We start from the raw sequence: 21,124 nt of genomic DNA on the forward strand, positions 1-21,124 counted from the left end.
ATGCTCGAGATCCGCAACCTCGCAAAGTCCTTCGGTGGCGTGAAGGCGACCAACGACGTCTCGCTCGACTTCCTCGACGGTTCCCTCACCGCGGTGATCGGTCCGAACGGCGCCGGCAAGAGCACCTTCTTCAACCTGATCACCGGCGCGTTGAAGCCCGACACCGGCCAGGTGCTGCTCGACGGCGTCGATCTGGCCGGCCGTTCGCCGCCCGAGATCGTCCGTCACGGCATCGGCCGTGCTTTCCAGGTCGCCAGCATCTTCAAATCGCTGACGGTGCAGGAGACCATGCTCGCCGCCGTCAGCGCCGACCAACGCTCCTCCGCGGTGCTGCACAGGCGCTTTCCGTTGCCCGAGACGCGTGATCGCGCCGAGCACGTGATGGAGCTGCTAGGACTCGCGGGAAAGCGCAATCGCACCGCCGCAACGCTCTCGCACGGCGATCAGAAGCTCCTCGACATAGCGCTGGCGCTGGTGCTCGAACCGAAAGTTTTGTTGCTGGACGAGCCGACCGCCGGCATGGGACCTGAAGAGCGCTGGCGCATGATCGACAAGGTGCGCGAGCTCTGGGAGACGCAAAAGATCACCGTCGTCTTCATCGAGCACGACATGGACATCGTGTTCAGATCGCGCCCAAAATCGTCGTGCTCTGCTATGGCCGTATTCTGGCAACCGGTACGCCCGACGAGATCCGCAACAACAGCGCTGTGATCGAGGCTTATCTGGGTACTGAGCATGCGGGGGCGGCTGCATGAATGCTGTCGTCATCGAGGTCGCCGATCTCGACGTCTATTACGGCACCAGCCAGATCCTGTTCGGCGTCAGCCTCTCGGTGCGGCAAGGCGAGACAATGGCGCTGCTGGGCCGCAACGGCGCCGGCAAGTCCACCACCATGAAGGCGATCATGGGACTGGCGCCGCCGCGGCGGGGCAAAGTGAGCCTGCGTGGTGCTCTGATCTCCGGCCGGAAGCCGCATCATATCGCGCGCGCCGGTCTCGGCTTCGTGCCGGAGGACCGCCAGATCTTTCCGGAGCACAGCGTCGAGGACAATCTGGTCATTGGCCGCAAGAAGGGACCGGAGGGCCAGGACGAATGGCCGATCAAGCGCATCTACGAGGTTTTCCCGCTGCTGGAGCCGCTGCGCCATCGTATCGCCGGGCGTCTCTCGGGCGGCGAACAGCAGATGCTGGCGATCGCGCGCACGCTGATGGGTAACCCCGCGCTGCTGCTGCTGGACGAGCCGAGCGAGGGGCTCGCGCCGATCATCGTGCAGCGGATCGGCGAGCTGTTGCGGCAGCTCCGAGGCATCGGATCGACCGTGCTGATTGCCGAGCAGAACATGCATTTCTGCCTGGGGCTCGCGAGCCACGCCACCATCATCGACAAGGGCCAGATCGTCTACGCCGCCGGAATCGACGAGCTGAAAGCCAATGAGGCGATCCGCCGGCGTTATCTGGCCCTCTGAGCCTGGCGGGCGGTGTCCGAATAGTCGAGAAGAAGAAAACTGTTGTCTGGGGTCATTCCGGCGGAAGGAGTTTCCTTGGGCAGGAGCAAAAACGCCAATCGCTTCCATTGCCGTTTGAGCGGGAAACGACGACATTCCCATCAGAAGTTGATGGATTGACGGTCATGGAACGCACTGGATTTGAGCCCTTCGGCGAGCGATTGGTGTCCGCAACGGATGCCCTGCCGAAGTCGCGCGCGTCGAAGCTGCTGCTGCGGGTCGGCACCGGGCTGTTCTGGTCGCTTGTGGCCGGAATCGTGCTCGCGCGTGCGGCCTTCTTCGAACCAGGCGTCTATGACGGGTTCAGCCGGGTGGCCTCGCTGGCCAAGAGCCTGATCTTCTGAGGCCGATTATTCCGGGTCGAGGACAGAACTTCTCTCGGCCCTGATATGTCGAAAACTTATTCCCCATTGAGCCGGCGCTGCGTATAAATCTTTCTCCGTAGGGAGAGATTTGTGTCGCAGAATCAAGCATCCAGCCCGGCTGGCGCCAAGTCAGCCACCGCCGCGAGCCGTATTTTCGGGCTGATTCCAGGCATCCTCCTCTGTATCGCCGTCGCCGGCGTCTCGGCCCTGCTCGAAAGGGCGGAGCTCGGCGTCTTCGAGCATCCCTATGTCGAGGCGCTGGTCATGGCGATCCTGCTTGGGATGGCCCTGCGGAGCTTCTGGAAACCCGCGCCGCGCTGGCAGGCCGGCATTGCCTTCAGCGCAAAACAGCTTCTCGAAGTCGCCGTCATGCTGCTGGGGCCTCGATCAGCTTCGCCGCCATCGCGGCTTCCGGCGTCGCGCTGCTGGCGTCGATCGCAGCCGTCGTGGTGATTGCGCTGTGCGTCTCCTTCGGTCTCGGCCGGATGCTGGGCCTGTCGACGCGGCTGTCGATCCTGATTGCCTGCGGCAACTCGATCTGCGGCAATTCGGCGATCGCCGCGGTGGCCCCGATCATCGGCGCCAACAATGACGAGATCGCATCCTCGATCTCCTTCACCGCAATCCTCGGCGTGATGATGGTGCTCGGCCTGCCGCTGCTGATTCCGCTGTTGCAATTGTCTGCCACGCAATACGGCATCCTCGCCGGCCTCACGGTCTATGCGGTGCCGCAGGTCCTGGCCGCGACGGTCCCGGCCGGGCTCGTCGCGACGCAGATCGGCACGCTCGTGAAGCTGATGCGTGTGCTGATGCTCGGGCCGGTCGTCGTCGGCCTCTCGCTCGCGGCGTCACGCTGGCAGAGCGATGCCAAGAAGACCAATGTCGGCTTCTTCCGCCTCGTGCCCTGGTTCATCCTCGGCTTTCTGGCGCTGGCGACCTTGCGCTCCCTCGAAATCGTGCCGGGGACGGTGGTTGGTCCGGTGACCAAGATCACCGGCTTTCTCACCGTGGTGTCGATGGCGGCCCTCGGTCTCGGCGTCGACGTGCGTGTGCTCGCCAACGTCGGCGGGCGGGTGACGGCGGCGGTGACGCTGTCCCTGATGCTGCTGCTCGGCATCAGCATCGCACTGGTGCACTGGTTCAAGTGAGGGGCGCGCTCTCTGGACTTCCCCCGCCAGACGTTTATTGGTTTTCGCCAATGTGATCGGCTGCGGCTGATCCGAGAAACAACGAGGGTGCGGCCATGACGACATTGTCGGTGAAAGACCTTCTCCCCGAGGACGGAACACGCGGCACACTCGCCGGCCGCGTCTGGCTGCCGCAGGCGAACGGTCCGGCCGTGGTCGCCGTCCGTGGTGACGGCGTGTTCGACGTCACCGCAAGATTTCCGACCATTAGCGCGCTCTGCGAAGAGGACAACCCGGCCAAGGCCCTTGGCCTGACCAAGGGCGAGCGGATCGGCGATCTCGACGCCATCGTGGCCAACACTGCGCCGGACCAGCGCGATCGCCAAAAGCCCTGGCTGCTTGCGCCCGTGGACCTGCAGACGCTGAAGGCTGCCGGCGTCACCTTTGCCATCTCGATGCTGGAGCGGGTGATCGAGGAGCGCGCAAAGGGCAATCCCGCCTCGGCCGAAGCGATCCGCAAGGAAGTGACGCGGCTGATCGGCGATGATCTCTCCAAGCTCAAGCCAGGTTCCGACCAGGCGATGCATTTGAAGCAGGTGCTGATCGATCAGAACGCCTGGAGCCAATATCTCGAGGTCGGCATCGGCCCCGATGCGGAGGTCTTCACCAAGGCGCCGACGCTGTCCTCGGTCGGCACCGGCATGGATGCCGGCCTGCATCCGAAATCGACCTGGAACAACCCGGAGCCGGAGCTCGTGCTGTTCGTCTCGAGCCGCGGCAAGATCGTCGGCGGCGCGCTCGGCAACGACGTCAATCTGCGCGACTTCGAGGGCCGTTCGGCGCTGTTGCTGTCGAAGGCCAAGGACAACAACGCCTCATGTGCGATCGGACCGCTGCTGCGCCTGTTCGACGACAGCTTTACGCTCGACGACGCGCGCAAGCTCGACATCAGCCTGAACGTGAAAGGAGCGGACGGCTTCGTTCTCGATGGCCATTCCTCGATCAGCAAGATCAGCCGTGATCCCACCGATCTGGTCGAGCAGACCATCGGCAAGGTGCATCAATATCCCGATGGCTTCGTGCTGTTCCTCGGCACGATGTTCGCGCCGGTCAAGGATCGCGACGCGCCAGGGCAGGGGTTCACCCACAAGCGCGACGACATTGTCACGATCGCAGCGCCCCAGCTCGGCAAGCTCGTCAACCGCATGCGCACCAGCGACGAGTGCGAGCCCTGGACCTTCGGCATCGGTGCGCTGATGAAGAACCTGGCGCAGCGAAAGCTGATCTAACGCTTCACGTCTGGCTCTGACCTCCCACGCGAACGTCTACGAGGCCGTCATGCCCGGGGTTGTCCCGCCTGCGCAGCCGAAGCCGCTTCGGCGAGGCGAAGGCCGGGTCATCCACGTTCTCTGTCATGCGAGGTGAGGCGTGGATGGCCGGGACAAGCCCGGCCACGACGGTGTCCGCGTCTGGCCCCTAGAATCTCCCTCATCTTCCCGTTGCATCGCTGGAACAAGATCGCGCCGGGCGTGTCTTAAAACCGCTTGCCACCGCTCGGCGCGTTTTTTCCTCCAAATAGTCAAATAATATGACTAGTCGGAACTTATCTTCCGTGAAATAGTCCCTCCCGCCGCCTCAAGGGCCGGCCTGTGGGTGTCATGCTACCAATCGGCGCCCCGGATAACATCTTGGGAGACTCGCCTGATGATCCTCAAAGCCCTCTTTGCGGCCAGCGCCACGGCCGCCTTGCTGCTCGCGCTGCCGGCAAATGCCGCCGAGCTCACCGTCGGCTTCTCGCAGATCGGATCGGAGTCCGGCTGGCGCGCGGCCGAGACGTCGGTCTCCAAGCAGGAGGCCAGCAAGCGCAAGGTCAATCTCAAGATCGCAGACGCGCAGCAGAAGCAGGAGAACCAGATCAAGGCGATCCGCTCCTTCATTGCGCAGAACGTCGATGCGATCTTCCTCGCGCCCGTGGTCTCGACCGGCTGGGACTCGGTGCTGAAGGAGGCCAAGGAAGCCAAGATCCCTGTCGTGCTGCTCGACCGCGATATCGACCCCTCCGGCAAGGAGCTCTATCTCACCGCCGTCACCTCCGACAGCGTGCATGAAGGCGAGGTCGCCGGTGACTGGCTGGCCAAGACAGTCGGGGCCAAGGCCTGCAACATCGTCGAGCTGCAGGGCACGGTCGGCGCCAGCGTCGCCACCAACCGCAAGAAAGGCTTCGACACCGCGATCGCCAAGCACGCGAATCTGAAGGTGGTGCGCAGCCAGACCGGCGACTTCACCCGCGCCAAGGGCAAGGAGGTGATGGAAAGCTTCATCAAGGCCGAGGGCGGCGGCAAGAACCTCTGCGCCGTCTACGCGCACAACGACGACATGATGGTCGGCGCGATCCAGGCGATGAAGGAAGCCGGTCTCAAGCCCGGCAAAGACATCCTCACTGTCTCGATCGACGCGGTCCCCGATATCTTCAAGGCGATGGTTGCCGGCGAAGCCAATGCCACGGTGGAACTGACGCCGAACATGGCGGGCCCGGCGCTCGATGCCGTCGCAGCCTTCAAGGGCAAGGGCACGGTTCCGCCGAAATGGATCCAGACCGAGTCCAAGCTCTATACCGCAGCCGACGATCCGCAGAAGATCTACGACAGCAAGAAGGGCCTCGGTTACTGAGGCGATCCCCCTTCGAAACCGCTGCACGAAACACTAGGCTGGGTGTCCGCTTCGATGGCGGGCACCCGTGGGAGTGAATTTACCATGCAGAACGGCCCCGATCCTGCTCTGCCCCTTCTCGAGGTGCGCGGGATCAGCAAGAGCTTCGGCGCTGTCCGCGCGTTGCAGGAGGTCGACTTCACGCTGCGCGCCGGCGAGATCCATGCGCTGCTCGGTGAGAACGGCGCTGGCAAGTCCACGCTGATCAAGGTCGTCACCGGCATATTTCCGCGCGGTGCCGGCATCGTCAGGATCGGCGGTGAAGAGATCGCCCCGCGTTCGGCGAAGGCGGCGGTGGCTGCGGGCATCGCCACCGTCTACCAGGAGGTCAATCTGCTGCCGAACCTCTCGGTGGCGCAGAACCTGTTTCTCGACCGCCAGCCGGTGCGCTTCGGCATGGTGCGCGAAGGCGAGATGCGCCGTCGCGCCAAGGTGCTGCTCGCGGATTTCGGCCTCGACATCGACGTCGCCGCGCCGCTCGGCAATTATTCGGTGGCCGTCCAGCACGTCACGGCGATTGCCCGCGCGGTGGATCTCTCCGCGCGCGTGCTGATCCTGGACGAGCCGACCGCGAGCCTCGACCGTCACGAGGTCGAGATCCTGTTCGGTATCATGCGCCAGCTCGCGAAACGCGGCATCGGCATCGTCTTCGTCAGCCATTTCCTCGACCAGGTCTACGAGATCTCCGATCGCATCACGGTGCTGCGCAACGGCCGCCTGGTCGGGGAGCGCGAGACCGCCTCGCTGCCGCGGCTCGAGCTGATCCGGCTGATGCTCGGCCGCGAATTGGCCGAGACCACCAGCGCGCGCGCATCGGTGGGCGAGCACAGAGTGCGCGAGGTCTGCGCGAGCTTCGAGAATTACGGCAAGGCCGGCTATGTCGCCCCGTTCAATCTCGAGCTGCGCCATGGCGAGGTCGTGGGCCTTGCCGGCCTGCTCGGCTCGGGCCGCAGCGAGACGGCGCGGCTGGTGTTCGGCGCCGAGCGCGCCGATGGCGGGAAGGCGAGGGTGGAGGGTTCGCCGGTGCGGCTGCAGTCGCCACGTGATGGCGTCCGCCACGGCTTCGGCTATTGCCCGGAGGAGCGCAAGACCGACGGCATCGTCGCCGAGCTTACGGTGCGCGAGAACATCGTGCTCGCGCTCCAGGCCAAGCGCGGCCTGCATCGCCCCCTGTCACGCCGCGAGCAGGACGAGATCGCGCGCCGCTACGTCAAGATGCTCGACATCCGTCCGCCCGATGCCGAGCGCCCCGTCGGCCTGTTGTCCGGCGGCAACCAGCAGAAGGTTCTGCTGGCGCGCTGGCTCGCGACCTCGCCGCGGCTTCTCGTGCTGGACGAGCCGACCCGCGGCATCGACGTCGGCGCGCATGCCGAGATCATCCGCCTGATCCGCGAGCTCTGCGACGATGGTCTCTCGCTGCTCGTGATCTCCTCCGAGCTCGATGAGATCGTGACCTATTCCGACCGCGTCGTGGTGCTGCGCGACCGCGCCCATGTCGAGGAGCTCGCGGGCGAGGCGGTCGATGTCGGCAACATTCTCGCGGCCATCGCCGCCGACGGCGCCGGCGTTGCGCATGAGGCCCACGCATGACAGCGCTGTTGCCGCGCCGCGGTCTCGCCCAGATCCTCGCATTGATCGTCATCCTTGCGGTCGACCGCGTGATGTCGCCGCAATTCTTCGACCTGCGGCTCCAGGACGGCCGTCTGTTCGGCAGCCTGATCGACGTGCTCAATCGCGGCACGCCGGTGGCACTGCTCTCGCTCGGCATGGTGCTGGTGATCGCGACGCGCGGCATCGATCTGTCGGTCGGTGCGATCATGGCAATCGCGGGCGCGATCGCGGCGAGCCTCGCCGACACTCACGGTCTGGCCGTGGTTCTGGCGGCAGCGCTCGGCGCGGGCTTGATTTGCGGCCTGTGGAACGGCTTCCTCGTCGCGGTGCTCGGCATGCAGCCGATCGTGGCGACGTTGATCCTGATGGTGGCGGGACGCGGCATCGCCCAGCTGATCACCGAGGGGCGCATCGTGACGTTCTCGTCGCCCGATCTGGTCTGGCTCGGCAACGGTGCCATTCTCGGCGTGCCCGTGCCGGTCGCGATTGCGCTCGGCATGCTCATCCTGACCGGCGCGGTGGTGCGCGGCTCCGCGCTCGGGCTGCTGGTCGAGGCGACCGGCGGCAATGCGCGCGCGAGCGAGCTTGCCGGCGTCGGCACCCGTGCGATGATCCTGTCGGTCTATGTCTGGTGCGGCGTCTGCGCCGCGCTGGCCGGCGTGATCGCGGCCGCCGACATCATGGGGGCGGACGCGAACAATGCCGGCCTCTGGCTCGAGCTCGATGCGATCCTGGCCGTTGTGATCGGCGGCACTTCGCTGTTCGGCGGCCGCTTCAGCCTCGTGCTCGCGGTGCTCGGCGCGCTGATCATCCAGACCATGAACACCGGCATCCTTTTGTCCGGCTATCCGCCGGAATTCAACCTGCTGGTCAAAGCGGTGGTGGTGCTCACGGTGCTGCTGTTGCAATCGCCGAAGCTGACCGGTTTTGCCGGCATCGCCGCGCGGCTGCGGAGGACGAAGGCATGAGGGGCCTGCCGCCTGCCCTCATCACGGCGATCGTGCTCGTCGCGGGCTTCGCAGCCTGCGCGGTGCAGTTTCCCAACATCGCCTCGACCCGCGTGGTCGGCAATCTCCTCACCGACAACGCTTTCCTCGGCATCGTCGCGGCCGGCATGACCTTCGTCATCATCTCCGGCGGTATCGATCTCTCGGTCGGTTCGGTGATCGGCTTCACCACCGTCTTCGTCGCGCTCGCGATCGAGCGCTGGGGCATGCCGCCGCTGGTTGCTTTCGTCGCCGTCCTCGCACTCTCGGCGGCCTTCGGTGCAGCGATGGGCGCGGTGATTCATGTCTTCGATCTGCCACCGTTCATCGTGACGCTCGCCGGCATGTTCCTGGCCCGCGGGGCAAGCTTCCTGCTCTCTACCGAATCCATACCGATCACCGCGCCGTTCTATTCCACCGTGTCGGACTTTGCCTTGCGATTGCCCGGTGGAGGACGGTTGACGGCGATCGCGATCATCATGCTCGCGATCGTGACCGGCGGCGCCATGCTGTTGCATCTCACCCGGTTCGGCGCCAACGTCTATGCGCTCGGCGGCAGCCGGGCGACCGCGAGCCTGATGGGCGTTGCCGTCGGCACGATGACGGTGAAGATCTACATGCTGTCGAGCCTGCTCGCAGGTATCGCCGGCATCGTCTTCTCGTTCTACACCAGCGCCGGCTATTCGCTCTCCGCCGTCGGCGTCGAGCTCGACACCATCGCCGCCGTCGTGATCGGCGGCACGCTGCTTACGGGCGGGCAGGGTTCGGTGATCGGCACTTTCCTGGGCGTGCTGATCCAGGGCCTGATCCAGACCTACATCAATTTCGACGGCACGCTGTCGAGCTGGTGGACCAAGATCGCGACTGGAATCCTGCTGTTCTCCTTCATTGCTTTGCAGCAGGGACTGGTCGCGCTGGCCCGCCGGCCGTTGACGAAGCGCGCGGGAGCTGCCTCATGACCTCGCGCATTGTCGTCATCCCGACGCGGCGGGCCCACTCCAACCATGCGGAGGTGGCTCGCTCGATCGGCGTCGACATCATCGCGGGCAGATATGCGGAGGGCACGCGCCTGCCGGGTGACGCCGAGATGATCGCGATGTTCGGCGTGTCGCGGCCGGTGCTGCGCGAGAGCGTGAAGACGCTGGTCGCCAAGGGGCTGCTCACCACCAAGGCGCGGGTCGGCACCGTCGTGCGCGAGCGCGGCGCCTGGAACATGTTCGATGCGGACGTGTTGGCCTGGCATCTGGATGCCGGCATCGACAAGCGTTTCCTCAACGACCTCGCCGAGATCCGTCTCGCGGTCGAGCCGCGCGCGGCGATGCTGGCGGCCGCGCAGCGGTCGGAGGAGGATCTGACCGAGCTTCGGCGCAGCATGGAGCGCATGCGGCTCGAAGGGTCCGACTCGGTCGGCTTTGCCGATGCCGACCTCGCGCTTCACGTCGCCGTGGCGCGGGCCTCCGGCAATTTGTTCATGCGCTCGATCGGCCACGTCATCGAGGCCGCGCTTCGCGCCTCGTTCCTGCTGAGTGCGCCGGTCGAATTGGAAGACCGCGACACGGTGCTGCTCTGGCACCAGAAGATCGTCGATGCGATTGCGGCCGGCGATGCCGATGCCGCCTCAGAGGCGATGGTCCATGTCATTCACAATGGCATGCGCCGCCACGATGGTACGGTGATCGAGACCGTTCCGGCCGCGGCGTTGCCATCCGTGCAGTCCGGAGAGCGATCGTGACCGAACTTCGCATCGCCATCGTCGGCTTCGGCAAGATCGCACGCGACCAGCATGTCGGTGCGATCGCCGCGGTGCCGGGCGCGACGCTGACTGCAATTGCCAGCCGCAACGCCTCGTTGCCGGGGCTTCCGCATTTTGCCACCATCGAGGAGTTGCTGGAAAAGGGGCCGCCGATCGATGCGGTCTCGCTCTGCACGCCGCCGCAGGTGAGGCGCGCCCAGGCCGCCGCGGCGCTCGCCGCCGGCAAGCATGTCATGCTGGAGAAGCCGCCGGGCATCGGTGTTGCCGAGCTCGATCCGCTGATCGCGATGGCGGCAGAGGCAAAGCGAACGCTGTTTGCGACCTGGCATTCGCGTCATGCGCCGGCGGTCGAGCCCGCGCGACTATGGCTCGCGGCGCGACGCATCAAATCGGTGCACATCAGCTGGAAGGAGGATGTTCGCGTCTGGCATCCCGGCCAGAGCTGGATCTGGGAACCGGGCGGCCTCGGCGTGTTCGATCCCGGCATCAACGCGCTGTCGATCCTGACCAAAATCCTGCCCAAGCCCGTGTTCGTCACCGCGGCCGAGCTGGCGTTTCCCGCCAATTGCCAGTCTCCGATCGCAGCGAGCCTGACGCTGACCGACATCGACGGCCTGCCTGTCACCGCCGAGTTCGATTTCCGCCAGACCGGGCCGCAGAGCTGGGATATCGTCGTCGAAACCGAGCAGGGCCGGATGACGCTGTCCGGCGGCGGCAGGCACATGGCGATCGAAGGCAAGACCGTTGCCGAGGCGCCCGACGAGGAATATCGGGAGCTTTACCGGCGCTTCGTCGCGCTCGCGGCCACCGGCGCAAGCGACGTTGATCTGGCGCCGCTTCGCCTCGTCGCCGACGCATTCTTGCTCGGCAGGCGCACCGTCGTCGAACCGTTTGTGGATTAGACATGGCCGCATCAAAAATCACGAAAGACGTTTTTGGAACGCTGCCCCACGGCCGCGAGGTCGAGCGCATCCTGCTGCACGGCGAGGGCGGTTTCGAGGCGCGCATCATCACCCATGGCGCGGTGTTGCAGGCGCTGATCGCGCCCGATGCGAAGGGCAGGCACGACGACGTCGTGCTCGGGCATGACGCGTTCGCCGGCTATCTCGCGGAACGAAAGTTCTTGGGCGCCACCGTCGGCCGGTACGCCAACCGCATCGCGAAAGGACGGTTTTCGCTCGATGGCGAGACGGTGCAGCTTCCCGTCAACAACGGTCCGAATGCGCTGCATGGCGGCCTCGAGGGATTTGATCGCAAGCTCTGGGAGATCGCGGAGATCGACGACGGCGCCCAGCCCGCGGTGACGCTCACCTACACGAGCCCGCATGGCGAGGAGAATTATCCCGGCAAGCTCGACGTCCGCCTGACCTATCGCGTCACCGGCCCGACCGAGCTGTCTCTGACCATGGAGGCGCGGACCGACCGTCCCACCATCGTCAACCTGACCAATCACAGCTTCTTCAATCTGGAAGGCGCGACATCAGGCACGCCCATTCTCGATCACAGACTGATGGTCGCCGCCGAGCATTTCCTCGCCATCGATCCCACGGCCATTCCGCTGCCGGAGCCGCCGCGCCCCGTTGCCGGTACGCCGTTCGACTTCCGCGAACCTCGGCCGGTTGGCGAACGGATCCGGCAAAACGATGAGCAGTTGCGCAACGGCAGGGGTTACGACCACACCTACTGCCTCGCCCGCGACGGCAAGCTCGCGCTCGCGGCGCGGCTGGAGGCGCCGCGCTCCGGGCGGATCATGGAGCTGTTGACCGACCAGCCCGGTCTTCAGGTCTATTCCGGCAATTATCTCGACGGCACGATCTCGGGGAAGGGCGGCAAGCTGATCCGGCAGTCGGACGCGATGTGCCTTGAGCCGCACATCTGGCCCGACGCGCCGAACCGGCCGGATTTCCCGAGCCCGCGCCTCGATCCCGGCCAGGTCTATCGCCATCACACGGTCTATCGCTTTGCAGTGAGGACGCCCTGATGGAACAGGTCCCAACCTCAATTCTCTCGAACGATCCCTGCCATCTCGGCGAAGGTCCGACCTATGACGTGACCACCGATACCGCCTGGTGGTTCGACATCCGCGAGGGACGGCTGTTCGAGGCGCAACTCGGCAGTGGTGCGATCCGTGTCCACGCGCTCGGCCGGATGGCGAGCGCACTTGGGCGCATCGATGCCGAACGGCAGTTGATCGTTGCCGAGGACGGGCTCTATATCCGCACGCTCGCCGACGGCGCGATGACGCTGCTCCTACCGCTCGAAGCGGACAATCCCGACACGCGCTCCAATGATTGCCGCGTGCACCAGTCCGGCACGTTCTGGATCGGGACCATGGGCAAGAAAGCCGAGCTGAAGGCGGGGGCGATCTACGCGCTCCATCGCGGCAAGATCTCGACGCTGTTTTCCGGCATCAGCATTCCCAATTCGATCTGCTTCTCGCCGGATGGCGGCACAGGTTATTTCACCGACACCACGCGCGCCGTGCTCTACGCCGTGCCGCTCAATCCTGCGACCGGTCTGCCGCGCGGCGAGCCGGAGGTTCTACTGCGCCACAGCGGTATCGGTGGCCTCGACGGTTCGGTGTGCGACGCCGACGGGAACATCTGGAACGCGTGCTGGGGCGCGAGCCGCATCGACGTCTACTCTCCGCAAGGCGAGCGTCTGCGCTCGCTAGGCGTGCCAGCCAAGCAGGCGAGCTGTCCGGCTTTCGTCGGTCCCGATCTGTCGCGCCTCCTCGTCACATCGGCGTGGCAGGATATGGACGCGGCGGCACGCGCCGCCGATCCGCAAGCCGGTTACACCTTTCTATTGGAGGCCTCCGCCCGCGGTCGCGCCGAGCCCGACGTCAAGCTCGCATAGGAGACCCAAGAGCCGTCTACGACCAAGTTCTCGATGACAGCAAGAAACAATCTGACACCAAAGGGAGTGAAACATGCTGAAACTGAAGACGACATTCCTCGCGCTGGCCCTGGCCGGCGCCGCGACGATGGCCACAGGCCTCACCGCCTCTGCCCAGGACAAGGCGACCGTCGGCATCGCCATGCCGACCAAGTCCTCGGCGCGCTGGATCGACGACGGCAACAACATGGTCAAGGTGCTGAAGGAGCGCGGCTACAACACCGATCTGCAATATGCCGAGGACGACATCCCGAACCAGCTCTCGCAGGTCGAGAACATGGTGACCAAGGGCGCCAAAGCGCTGGTAATCGCCGCGATCGACGGCACCACGCTGTCCGACGTGCTCAAGCAAGCCAAGGCAAAAGGCATCACCGTGATCGCCTATGACCGCCTGATCCGCGGCACGCCGAACGTCGATTATTACGCGACCTTTGACAATTTCCAGGTCGGTGTGCTCCAGGCGCAATCGATCGAAAAGGGACTCGGTCTGAAGGAAGGCAAGGGCCCGTTCAACATCGAGCTGTTCGGCGGCTCGCCCGACGACAACAACGCCTACTTCTTCTACAACGGCGCCATGAGCGTGCTGAAGCCTTACATCGACAGCGGCAAGCTCGTGGTCGCCTCCGGCCAGATGGGCATGGACAAGGTCGCGACCTTGCGTTGGGACGGTGCCACCGCGCAGGCCCGCATGGACAATCTGCTCAGCGCCTACTACGGCAACAAGAAGCTCAACGCCGTGCTCTCGCCCTATGACGGCATCTCGATCGGCATCATCTCCTCACTGAAGGGCGTCGGCTATGGCAGCGCCGATCAGCCGATGCCGATCATTTCGGGTCAGGACGCCGAGGTACCCTCGATCAAGGCGATGCTGCGCGGCGACCAATACTCGACCATCTTCAAGGACACCCGGGACCTCGCCAAGGTGACCGCCGACATGGTCGACGCCGCGCTGGCCGGCAAGCAGGTTACGGTCAACGACACCAAGACCTACGAGAACGGCGTCAAGACCGTGCCGTCCTATTTGCTCAAGCCGGTCGTGGTCTACAAGGACAATTGGGAGAAGGTTCTGGTCGAGAGCGGCTACTACAAGAAGTCGCAGTTCCAGTAGGCTCTTTCTTTGCTTGTCCCGAATGCGGGGAGGGGGAGCTCTTTATGGGACGAAACGGATGTCCACATACTCGTCATGCCCGGGCTTGTCCCGGGCATCCACGTCCTTCCTTGCAGGCAGCGGCACGTGGATGGCCGGGACCAGCCCGGCCATGACGACGTCGAAGAGACCTGGAGTCTGATACGATGACCGCCATGCTGGAGATGCGCAACGTCAGCAAGAGCTTTGAAGGCGTCCAGGCGCTGCGCGACGTCAATTTCTCGGTTCACGCCGGGCAGATCCACGCGCTCGTCGGCGAGAACGGTGCCGGCAAGTCGACGCTGATGAAGGTGCTCAGCGGGGTCTATCCGCATGGCAGCTACGAAGGCACCATCGTCTTCGACGGCGAGGAGCGCCGCTTCCGCGACATCAACGATTCCGAGGCGCTTGGCATCATCATCATCCATCAGGAGCTGGCGCTGATCCCGCTGATGTCGATCGCGGAGAACATTTTCCTGTCGCATCCGCCTTCAAAGTTCGGTGTGATCGACCGTGACGAGGTCTACCGGCGCACGCGTGAGCTGCTGGCGCAGGTCGGTCTGAAGGAGTCCCCGGACACCCTGATCACCGATCTCGGCGTCGGCAAGCAGCAACTGGTCGAAATCGCCAAGGCGCTCTCGAAGCGGGTGCGGATGCTGATCCTGGACGAGCCGACCGCGAGTCTCAACGAGGCCGACAGCGCCGCGCTGCTCGAACGCTTGATGGTGTTCCGCGAGCAGGGCATCGGCTCGATCCTGATCTCGCACAAGCTCAACGAGGTCGCCAAGGTCGCCGACCACATCACCGTGCTGCGCGACGGCCGCACGGTCGACAGCATCGACTGCCGCGCCGAGCCGATCCAGGAAGACCGCATCATCCGCAGCATGGTCAATCGCGATATGGCTCACCGTTTCCCGGAGCGCAGCGTGAAGATCGGCGAGCCCGTGCTCGAAGTCGCGAACTGGTCGGTCCATCACCCCATCCATCCGGAGCGGCAGGTGATCAAGAACGTCAATTTCGGCGTCAGGCGCGGCGAGGTCGTCGGCATTGCCGGGCTGATGGGCGCCGGCCGCACCGAATTCGCCATGAGCCTGTTCGGCCGCTCCTGGGGCACCAATATCAGCGGCAGTATTCGGCTCGAGGGCAGAGACATGGTGCTGCCGAGCGTTGCGGCGGCGATCGACGCGGGCCTTGCCTACGTCACCGAGGATCGCAAGCAGCTCGGCCTGATCCTGGCCGACGACGTCCGCAAAAACATCACGCTGGCCAGCCTCGATCAGGTCGCACCTAAACGCGTGATCGACGACATCGCTGAACTGAAGATCGCCAGCGACTATCGCACGCGCATGCGCATCCGCTGCTCCGACGTCTACCAGGAGACCGGCCAGCTCTCCGGCGGCAACCAGCAGAAGGTGGTGCTGTCGAAATGGCTGATGACCGACCCCAAGGTGCTGATCCTGGACGAGCCGACGCGGGGCATCGACGTCGGTGCCAAATACGAGATTTACTGTATCATCAACGAGCTGGCGGAAGCCGGCCGCGGCGTCGTGGTGATCTCCTCGGAGATGCCCGAACTGCTCGGCATCTGCGATCGCATCTGCGTCATGAACGACGGCGCCTTCGTCGGCGAGTTCAAGGGCGCCGACGCGACGCAGGAAAAGATCATGCGCGCCATCATGCGCAATGTAAGACGCAACGGAAACGGCGTGCCTGAGGCCGCGGAGATGGGAGGATCGCAGCCATGACCGACAAGACCGTATCGCTGCCCGAGGAGCGCCGGCACGGCAGCTTCATCAAGAACAATTTGCGCAACTACGGCATGCTGATGTCGTTGATCGCGATCATGCTGTTCTTCCAGGTCATGACCGGCGGCACGCTGCTGCAGCCGCTGAACCTGACGAACCTGGTGCTCCAGAACAGCTACATCGTCATCATGGCGCTGGGCATGCTGTTGGTGATCGTGACCGGTCATATCGACCTCTCGGTCGGCTCGGTCGCCGGCTTCGTCGGTGCAGTGGCCGCCGTGCTGATGGTGACGTACAAGGTTGACTACACGCTCGCCTTCATTGCCTGTCTCGTGGTCGGTGCCGCCATCGGCGCGGCGCAGGGCTATTGGGTGGCCTATTTCAAGATCCCGTCTTTCATCGTGACGCTGGCGGGCATGCTGGTGTTCAAGGGCCTCGCGCTCGCGGTGCTGCAGGGCCAATCACTCGGCCCATTTCCGGCGACCTTCCAGAAGCTGTCGTCCGGCTTCATTCCGGAACTGCTGCCCGAGGCCGGCACGCTGCATCCGACCTCGATGCTGATCGGTGCCGTGCTCGCGCTTGGCCTCGTCTATGCCGGCGCCAAGGGCCGCTCGCGCGAGCAATTGCACGGCATCGAGGTCGAGCCGTATGCGTTCTTCCTGGGGAAGAGCGTTTTGCTCGCCTGTGCGGTACTCTATTTCACCTATCTGATCGCTTCGCATCGCGGCCTGCCGAACGTGCTTGTGATCATGACCGCGTTGATCGCACTCTATGGCTTCGTCACCCGGCGCACCGTGATCGGCCGGCAGGTCTATGCCGTCGGCGGCAATGCCAAGGCGGCAAAACTGTCGGGCATCAAGACGGAGCGGCTGACCTTCTTCACCTTCGTCAACATGGGCGTGCTCGCCGCGCTCGCCGGTCTCGTCTTCGCCGCACGGCTCAACACAGCGACGCCGAAGGCCGGGCTCGGCTTCGAGCTAGACGTCATCGCCGCCTGCTTTATCGGCGGTGCCTCGGCCTATGGCGGGGTCGGGCGCGTCGGTGGCGCCGTGGTCGGGGCCATGATCATGGGCGTGATGAACAACGGCATGTCCATCCTCGGCATCGGCATCGACTACCAGCAGGTCATCAAGGGCCTGGTGCTGCTCGGGGCGGTGTGCATCGACGTGTATAACCAGCGGCGGTAGCCGCATTGACGGTCTCGTAGGGTGGGCAAAGGCGCAACGCGCCGTGCCCACCATGCTTCCGCGATCGTGGACCGAGACGTGGGCACGCGTCTGCCTGTGGCGGCCGCTTTGCCCGCCCTACGGCAGCGGTGATTGCGTCGTGAACAGCACCGTCGCGATCGCGACGGAGAGGCTCACCGCCGATATTGTTGCCACGGTCGACAGCACCCCCATTCGCCGAAGCACGATGGCGAAGACGATGATGATCGGTGTCGCGGTCATCAGCCCGATTTGTGCATCGCTCATCGCATCGCTCGCCGTCTTGCGGAACCGCCGGATGCATCCAGCCTATGACGGTGGGCCGGGCGGAACGTTGCGACAGCACAAACGCGCTTCAGACTGGTTGCACTATTTGTCCGGCGACAAAGTTGGGGCCGGACAAGTGGGATATCTGTTCGGCGAACTTGATGCGGAAGACAGATGTCGGCGACGGATTGCGAACGACGGAGCACCGGCTGGGGAATCCTGGAAGATCTTCCCGGCGATCCCATGATCTGGGTGCTGATCTTCAGCGAACTCGCGGCGTTCGGCTTGTTCCTCGGTGCTTTCGTCGTCGCGCGCGCGCTTCAACCGGCGGTCTTCGCCGCCGGGCAGGCCACGCTTGATGCTCAGTTGGCCGGAATCAACACCATCGTGCTCGTGACCAGCGGTTGGGCCGCCGCACGCGCGACGGCCTCTGCACGGGCGGGCGAAAGGGCACGTGCGCGCGGCTGGCTGTTCGGCGCCATGGCCCTTGGCGGTGTCTTCATCGCGGTCAAGCTGTTCGAATATGCCGGCGAGATCGCGTTGGGCAACGGCCTGGAGACCAGCCCGTTCTTTACGCTCTACTTCCTCCTCACCGGCTTCCATCTTCTGCATGTCGGCCTCGGCATCGTGATCCTGGCCGTGGTTTCGCGGAGCGCCCGGGCGGCGGGAGTCGAGACCGGAACCGCGTTCTGGCACATGGTCGACCTGCTCTGGATCGTCATGTTTCCGATCATTTATCTGGTGCACCCGTGATACCGGATCGTCTCGACGCCGCCTGGATCATGTTGGTCGGCCTTGCGCTCGCGACCATTCTGGTCCCGCCGCTGGTGTCGCGTCCCTTGCTCGCCAATGCCTTGCTGCTGACGTTTGCCGCCGTCAAGGGCCGCCGCATCGTGCTCGATTTCCTCGATCTCCGCTCGGCACCGGCACTTTGGCGCGGCATCGTCAGCGCCTGGGTCTTCATCGTGGTGCTGTTCGCCTGGCTCGCATCCGCCATCGTTGCCCTGATCTGACGCGCTCCTTGCGCCTCGACAAAGAGTGATCCGCGCCATTCGGCAATAAATCACAGCATCGCTATTTCGCGGGAATCATACGGAAAGGATTGGCAATGGCTGAACGCCTGACCAAGTCGGCCGCTCGGAACGTCTTCTACGGCGGCTCGGCCTTTTTCTTCGCCATTTTCATAGGGCTGACGGCGCACAGCCATTACTACATGGCCACGACGTCCACGGACGCCACGACGCTGACGTCCGCGGTCGCCCGCGGCAAGCACGTCTGGGAGAAGAACTCCTGCATCAACTGCCACACGCTGCTGGGCGAGGGCGCCTATTTCGCGCCTGAGGTCGGCAACGTCTGGGATCGCTGGGGCGGCAAGGAGGATCCGGCCGCTGCACGCGAAACGCTGAAGGCCTGGATGCAGTCGCAGCCCTCGGGCGCAGAGGGTCGGCGGCAGATGCCGCAGTTCAACCTGACCGACCAGGAACTCAACGATCTCGCCGATTTCCTGCAATGGACCAGCACGATCAAGCGTCAGAGCTGGCCGCCGAACAAGGCCGGCTGAGCCTGCCGCATTCCTCTTTCAAGACAGAGAGAACCCGAGATGAAATATCAAACCCAGAAGGTCGCGATGCTGTATTTCTACGGCGCGCTGACCCTGTTCATGGCCCAGGTCCTGTTCGGCCTTCTCGCCGGAACGATCTACGTCCTGCCCAACACACTGTCGACCCTCCTGCCGTTCAACATCGTCAGGATGATCCACACCAACGCGCTGATCGTGTGGTCGCTGATCGGCTTCATGGGGGCGACTTACTTCCTTCTCCCGGAAGAGACCGAGACCGAACTCTATAGCCCGTTGCTGGCGAAGATCCAGTTCTGGATGTTCTTCGGCGCGGCCGGCGTCGCCGTGGTCGGCTATCTCTTCCACTATCACGAGGGCCGCGAGTTCCTCGAACAGCCCTTCATCATCAAGGTCGGCATCGTCGTCGTCTGCCTGATGTTCCTGTTCAACGTCACGATGACGGCGCTTAAGGGCCGCAAGACCACGGTCACCAATATCCTGTTGTTCGGCCTGTGGGGCGTCGCGATCTTCTTCCTGTTCGCCTTCTACAACCCGGCGAACCTCGCCGTCGACAAGATGTATTGGTGGTACGTCGTCCATCTCTGGGTCGAAGGCGTCTGGGAGTTGATCATGGCCTCCGTGCTCGCCTATCTCATGATCAAGCTCAACGGCATCGATCGTGAGGTCGTGGAGAAGTGGCTCTACGTCATCATCGGCCTGGCCCTGTTTTCGGGCATCCTCGGCACCGGCCACCATTTCTACTGGATCGGAGCGCCCGGTTACTGGCAGTGGATTGGCTCGCTGTTCTCCACGCTCGAGGTTGCGCCATTCTTCACCATGGTGATCTTCACGGTGCAGATGACCTGGAAGGCCGGCCGCAAGCATCCGAACCGCGCTGCGCTGTTGTGGTCGGTCGGCTGCTCGGTGATGGCGTTCCTCGGCGCCGGCGTCTGGGGCTTCCTGCACACGCTGTCCTCCGTGAACTATTACACCCACGGCACCCAGGTTACTGCCGCGCACGGCCATCTCGCCTTCTTCGGCGCCTACGTGATGCTGAACCTGTCGGTGATGGCCTATGCGATCCCGCAGCTCAAGGGACGTGCGCCCTATAACCAGTGGCTCTCCATGGCGAGCTTCTGGATCATGTGCACGGCGATGATGACCATGACCTTCGCGCTGACCTTCGCCGGCGTGGTCCAGGTCCATCTCCAGCGCGTGCTCGGCCAGGGCTACATGGACGTGCAGGACCAGCTCGTGATGTTCTACTGGGTCCGACTCGGCTCCGGTGTGTTCGTCGCGATCTCCGCGCTGATGTTCGTCTGGGCCGTGCTGGTGCCAGGCCGCGAGAAGCAGGCGATCATTCCCGCCGCGCTGCAGCCGGCCGAGTAAACGAGAAAGGGCGGCCGCGGTTTGCCGCGGCCGCCTGCTTCCTGGAAAATCCGGAGAGACCTCATGAAAGCTGCCCTTCATACGGTGACCTCGGCGCCCGAGCTGCCGGCCTATGTTCCATCCGGAAACGAATGCGAGCTTTTCGAGCATGCCTGGCAACGTCACCTGCCGGTTCTGCTCAAGGGGCCGACCGGCTGCGGCAAGACGCGCTTCGTCGCGCATATGGCGGCGCGGCTGGGCCTGCCGCTTCACACGGTTGCCTGTCACGACGATCTCACCGCCGCCGATCTCACCGGGCGCTATCTGCTCCGGGGCGGCGACACCGTGTGGACCGATGGTCCGCTGACGCGCGCGGTGCGCGAGGGCGGCATCTGCTATCTCGACGAGGTCGTGGAGGCCCGCAAGGACGTCACCGTGGTGCTGCATCCTCTGACCGACGACCGCCGCATCCTGCCGCTGGAGCGGACCGGCGAGGAGCTGGTGGCGCCGAACAGCTTCATGCTCGTGGTCTCGTACAACCCCGGCTACCAGACGCTGCTGAAGGCGCTGAAGCCATCGACGCGGCAACGCTTCATCGCCATCGAATTCGGCTTCCTGCCGCCCGAGCAGGAGATCGCCGTCGTGTCCGCCGAGAGCGGGCTGTCGCCGGAGCGCGTGCGGCCGCTGGTGGGGCTGGCTGGCCGGCTGCGCGCGCTCCGGGGTCACGACCTGGAGGAGGGCGTCTCGACCCGGCTCGTGGTTTATTGCGCGACCTTGATCGCCGCGGGCACGCCGATCGCCGATGCCGTGCTGGCGGGCATGATCGAGCCGCTCACCGACGATTCCGACGTGAAGGCGGCCCTGCTGGACGTCGCACGCGCCGTCATCGGGTGAGGCCACGG

20 protein-coding genes and 2 pseudogenes are annotated in these 21,124 nt (G+C 64.6%); 21 read left to right on the plus strand and 1 reads right to left on the minus strand.

All coding sequences use genetic code 11. The annotated features are described in order from the left end of the window. The 16 genes and pseudogenes from CIT39_RS12515 (at position 1) to mmsB (ending at position 17,011) form a co-directional block, all read left to right on the plus strand. Positions 1–755 (plus strand): annotated as a pseudogene (locus CIT39_RS12515) (ABC transporter ATP-binding protein). Continuing rightward, positions 752–1,465 carry an ABC transporter ATP-binding protein gene (locus tag CIT39_RS12520; RefSeq protein ID WP_094975024.1) on the plus strand — a complete coding sequence of 238 codons (714 nt, stop codon included), beginning with the start codon at positions 752–754 and terminating at the stop codon, positions 1,463–1,465. Before CIT39_RS12515 ends, CIT39_RS12520 begins: the two are co-directional and overlap by 4 nt. A gap of 164 nt (positions 1,466–1,629) precedes the next feature. Next, positions 1,630–1,848 (plus strand): hypothetical protein, encoded by a 219-nt coding sequence (locus CIT39_RS12525; RefSeq protein ID WP_094975023.1) that lies wholly within the window; start codon positions 1,630–1,632, stop codon positions 1,846–1,848. A gap of 111 nt (positions 1,849–1,959) precedes the next feature. Next, a pseudogene (locus CIT39_RS12530) lies at positions 1,960–3,017 on the plus strand (YeiH family protein). Positions 3,018–3,112: 95 nt separating this feature from the next. Next, positions 3,113–4,285, plus strand: a complete 1,173-nt coding sequence (locus tag CIT39_RS12535; RefSeq protein WP_094975021.1) for a fumarylacetoacetate hydrolase family protein — start codon at positions 3,113–3,115, stop codon at positions 4,283–4,285. Between the two features lie 415 nt (positions 4,286–4,700). Further along, positions 4,701–5,666: a galactofuranose ABC transporter, galactofuranose-binding protein YtfQ gene (gene ytfQ, locus CIT39_RS12540; RefSeq protein ID WP_094975020.1), complete on the plus strand. Its 966-nt coding sequence runs from the start codon at positions 4,701–4,703 to the stop codon at positions 5,664–5,666. Between the two features lie 84 nt (positions 5,667–5,750). Then, positions 5,751–7,295 (plus strand): sugar ABC transporter ATP-binding protein, encoded by a 1,545-nt coding sequence (locus CIT39_RS12545; RefSeq protein ID WP_162308469.1) that lies wholly within the window; start codon positions 5,751–5,753, stop codon positions 7,293–7,295. Next, positions 7,292–8,284, plus strand: a complete 993-nt coding sequence (locus tag CIT39_RS12550) for an ABC transporter permease (protein WP_094975018.1) — start codon at positions 7,292–7,294, stop codon at positions 8,282–8,284. The genes CIT39_RS12545 and CIT39_RS12550 overlap by 4 nt, the downstream gene beginning before the upstream one ends. Beyond that, positions 8,281–9,261, plus strand: a complete 981-nt coding sequence (gene yjfF, locus CIT39_RS12555; RefSeq protein WP_094975017.1) for a galactofuranose ABC transporter, permease protein YjfF — start codon at positions 8,281–8,283, stop codon at positions 9,259–9,261. Before CIT39_RS12550 ends, yjfF begins: the two co-directional genes overlap by 4 nt. Beyond that, positions 9,258–10,034: a FadR/GntR family transcriptional regulator gene (locus CIT39_RS12560; protein WP_094975016.1), complete on the plus strand. Its 777-nt coding sequence runs from the start codon at positions 9,258–9,260 to the stop codon at positions 10,032–10,034. Before yjfF ends, CIT39_RS12560 begins: the two co-directional genes overlap by 4 nt. Next, a complete protein-coding gene (locus CIT39_RS12565; protein ID WP_094975015.1) occupies positions 10,031–10,957 on the plus strand; it encodes a Gfo/Idh/MocA family protein in 927 nt (308 codons plus the stop codon). The genes CIT39_RS12560 and CIT39_RS12565 overlap by 4 nt, the downstream gene beginning before the upstream one ends. A 2-nt stretch (positions 10,958–10,959) precedes the next feature. Then, positions 10,960–12,036, plus strand: coding sequence for an aldose epimerase family protein (locus CIT39_RS12570; protein ID WP_094975014.1), 1,077 nt, complete (start codon positions 10,960–10,962; stop codon positions 12,034–12,036). Then, a complete protein-coding gene (locus tag CIT39_RS12575) occupies positions 12,036–12,914 on the plus strand; it encodes an SMP-30/gluconolactonase/LRE family protein (RefSeq protein WP_162308470.1) in 879 nt (292 codons plus the stop codon). The genes CIT39_RS12570 and CIT39_RS12575 overlap by 1 nt, the downstream gene beginning before the upstream one ends. Before the next feature lie 73 nt (positions 12,915–12,987). Beyond that, positions 12,988–14,061 (plus strand): multiple monosaccharide ABC transporter substrate-binding protein, encoded by a 1,074-nt coding sequence (gene chvE / locus CIT39_RS12580; protein WP_094975012.1) that lies wholly within the window; start codon positions 12,988–12,990, stop codon positions 14,059–14,061. Between the two features lie 185 nt (positions 14,062–14,246). Next, entirely contained in the window at positions 14,247–15,824 is a 1,578-nt protein-coding gene (mmsA, locus tag CIT39_RS12585; protein ID WP_094975010.1) for a multiple monosaccharide ABC transporter ATP-binding protein, read from the plus strand. Continuing rightward, positions 15,821–17,011, plus strand: a complete 1,191-nt coding sequence (gene mmsB, locus CIT39_RS12590; RefSeq protein ID WP_094975009.1) for a multiple monosaccharide ABC transporter permease — start codon at positions 15,821–15,823, stop codon at positions 17,009–17,011. Before mmsA ends, mmsB begins: the two co-directional genes overlap by 4 nt. Before the next feature lie 117 nt (positions 17,012–17,128). On the opposite strand, the gene CIT39_RS12595 is transcribed toward mmsB, so the two are convergent. Further along, positions 17,129–17,296, minus strand: a complete 168-nt coding sequence (locus tag CIT39_RS12595; protein ID WP_094975008.1) for a hypothetical protein — start codon at positions 17,294–17,296, stop codon at positions 17,129–17,131. A gap of 174 nt (positions 17,297–17,470) precedes the next feature. Here CIT39_RS12595 and CIT39_RS12600 point away from each other — a divergent pair, with 174 nt between their 5' ends. The 5 genes from CIT39_RS12600 (at position 17,471) to CIT39_RS12620 (ending at position 21,116) form a co-directional block, all read left to right on the plus strand. Continuing rightward, the gene (locus CIT39_RS12600; protein WP_094975007.1) at positions 17,471–18,049 is read left to right on the plus strand and encodes a cytochrome c oxidase subunit 3 family protein; all 579 of its coding nucleotides are present in this window, start codon (positions 17,471–17,473) and stop codon (positions 18,047–18,049) included. Next, positions 18,049–18,309, plus strand: coding sequence for a cytochrome C oxidase subunit IV family protein (locus CIT39_RS12605; protein WP_162848692.1), 261 nt, complete (start codon positions 18,049–18,051; stop codon positions 18,307–18,309). Before CIT39_RS12600 ends, CIT39_RS12605 begins: the two co-directional genes overlap by 1 nt. Before the next feature lie 95 nt (positions 18,310–18,404). Further along, complete coding sequence (locus tag CIT39_RS12610; RefSeq protein ID WP_094975005.1) at positions 18,405–18,857, plus strand: c-type cytochrome; 453 nt, start codon at positions 18,405–18,407, stop codon at positions 18,855–18,857. 39 nt (positions 18,858–18,896) lie between these two features. After that, the gene (locus CIT39_RS12615; RefSeq protein ID WP_094975004.1) at positions 18,897–20,243 is read left to right on the plus strand and encodes a cbb3-type cytochrome c oxidase subunit I; all 1,347 of its coding nucleotides are present in this window, start codon (positions 18,897–18,899) and stop codon (positions 20,241–20,243) included. A gap of 63 nt (positions 20,244–20,306) precedes the next feature. Next, positions 20,307–21,116 carry a CbbQ/NirQ/NorQ/GpvN family protein gene (locus tag CIT39_RS12620; protein ID WP_094975003.1) on the plus strand — a complete coding sequence of 270 codons (810 nt, stop codon included), beginning with the start codon at positions 20,307–20,309 and terminating at the stop codon, positions 21,114–21,116. The last annotated feature ends 8 nt before the right edge of the window (positions 21,117–21,124 follow it).

It is taken from the genome of Bradyrhizobium symbiodeficiens (genome assembly GCF_002266465.3).
GTDB lineage: Bacteria > Pseudomonadota > Alphaproteobacteria > Rhizobiales > Xanthobacteraceae > Bradyrhizobium > Bradyrhizobium symbiodeficiens.

Excerpts from the sequence above, each read along its gene's own strand:
- CIT39_RS12520 (WP_094975024.1), top strand. The coding sequence starts at position 752 with ATGAATGCTGTCGTCATCGAGGTCGCCGATCTCGACGTCTATTACGGC.
- CIT39_RS12525 (WP_094975023.1), top strand. The coding sequence starts at position 1,630 with ATGGAACGCACTGGATTTGAGCCCTTCGGCGAGCGATTGGTGTCCGCA.
- CIT39_RS12535 (WP_094975021.1), top strand. The coding sequence starts at position 3,113 with ATGACGACATTGTCGGTGAAAGACCTTCTCCCCGAGGACGGAACACGC.
- ytfQ (WP_094975020.1), top strand. The coding sequence starts at position 4,701 with ATGATCCTCAAAGCCCTCTTTGCGGCCAGCGCCACGGCCGCCTTGCTG.
- CIT39_RS12545 (WP_162308469.1), top strand. The coding sequence starts at position 5,751 with ATGCAGAACGGCCCCGATCCTGCTCTGCCCCTTCTCGAGGTGCGCGGG.
- CIT39_RS12550 (WP_094975018.1), top strand. The coding sequence starts at position 7,292 with ATGACAGCGCTGTTGCCGCGCCGCGGTCTCGCCCAGATCCTCGCATTG.
- yjfF (WP_094975017.1), top strand. The coding sequence starts at position 8,281 with ATGAGGGGCCTGCCGCCTGCCCTCATCACGGCGATCGTGCTCGTCGCG.
- CIT39_RS12560 (WP_094975016.1), top strand. The coding sequence starts at position 9,258 with ATGACCTCGCGCATTGTCGTCATCCCGACGCGGCGGGCCCACTCCAAC.
- CIT39_RS12570 (WP_094975014.1), top strand. The coding sequence starts at position 10,960 with ATGGCCGCATCAAAAATCACGAAAGACGTTTTTGGAACGCTGCCCCAC.
- CIT39_RS12575 (WP_162308470.1), top strand. The coding sequence starts at position 12,036 with ATGGAACAGGTCCCAACCTCAATTCTCTCGAACGATCCCTGCCATCTC.
- chvE (WP_094975012.1), top strand. The coding sequence starts at position 12,988 with ATGCTGAAACTGAAGACGACATTCCTCGCGCTGGCCCTGGCCGGCGCC.
- mmsA (WP_094975010.1), top strand. The coding sequence starts at position 14,247 with ATGACCGCCATGCTGGAGATGCGCAACGTCAGCAAGAGCTTTGAAGGC.
- mmsB (WP_094975009.1), top strand. The coding sequence starts at position 15,821 with ATGACCGACAAGACCGTATCGCTGCCCGAGGAGCGCCGGCACGGCAGC.
- CIT39_RS12595 (WP_094975008.1), bottom strand. The coding sequence starts at position 17,296 with ATGAGCGATGCACAAATCGGGCTGATGACCGCGACACCGATCATCATC.
- CIT39_RS12600 (WP_094975007.1), top strand. The coding sequence starts at position 17,471 with ATGTCGGCGACGGATTGCGAACGACGGAGCACCGGCTGGGGAATCCTG.
- CIT39_RS12610 (WP_094975005.1), top strand. The coding sequence starts at position 18,405 with ATGGCTGAACGCCTGACCAAGTCGGCCGCTCGGAACGTCTTCTACGGC.
- CIT39_RS12615 (WP_094975004.1), top strand. The coding sequence starts at position 18,897 with ATGAAATATCAAACCCAGAAGGTCGCGATGCTGTATTTCTACGGCGCG.
- CIT39_RS12620 (WP_094975003.1), top strand. The coding sequence starts at position 20,307 with ATGAAAGCTGCCCTTCATACGGTGACCTCGGCGCCCGAGCTGCCGGCC.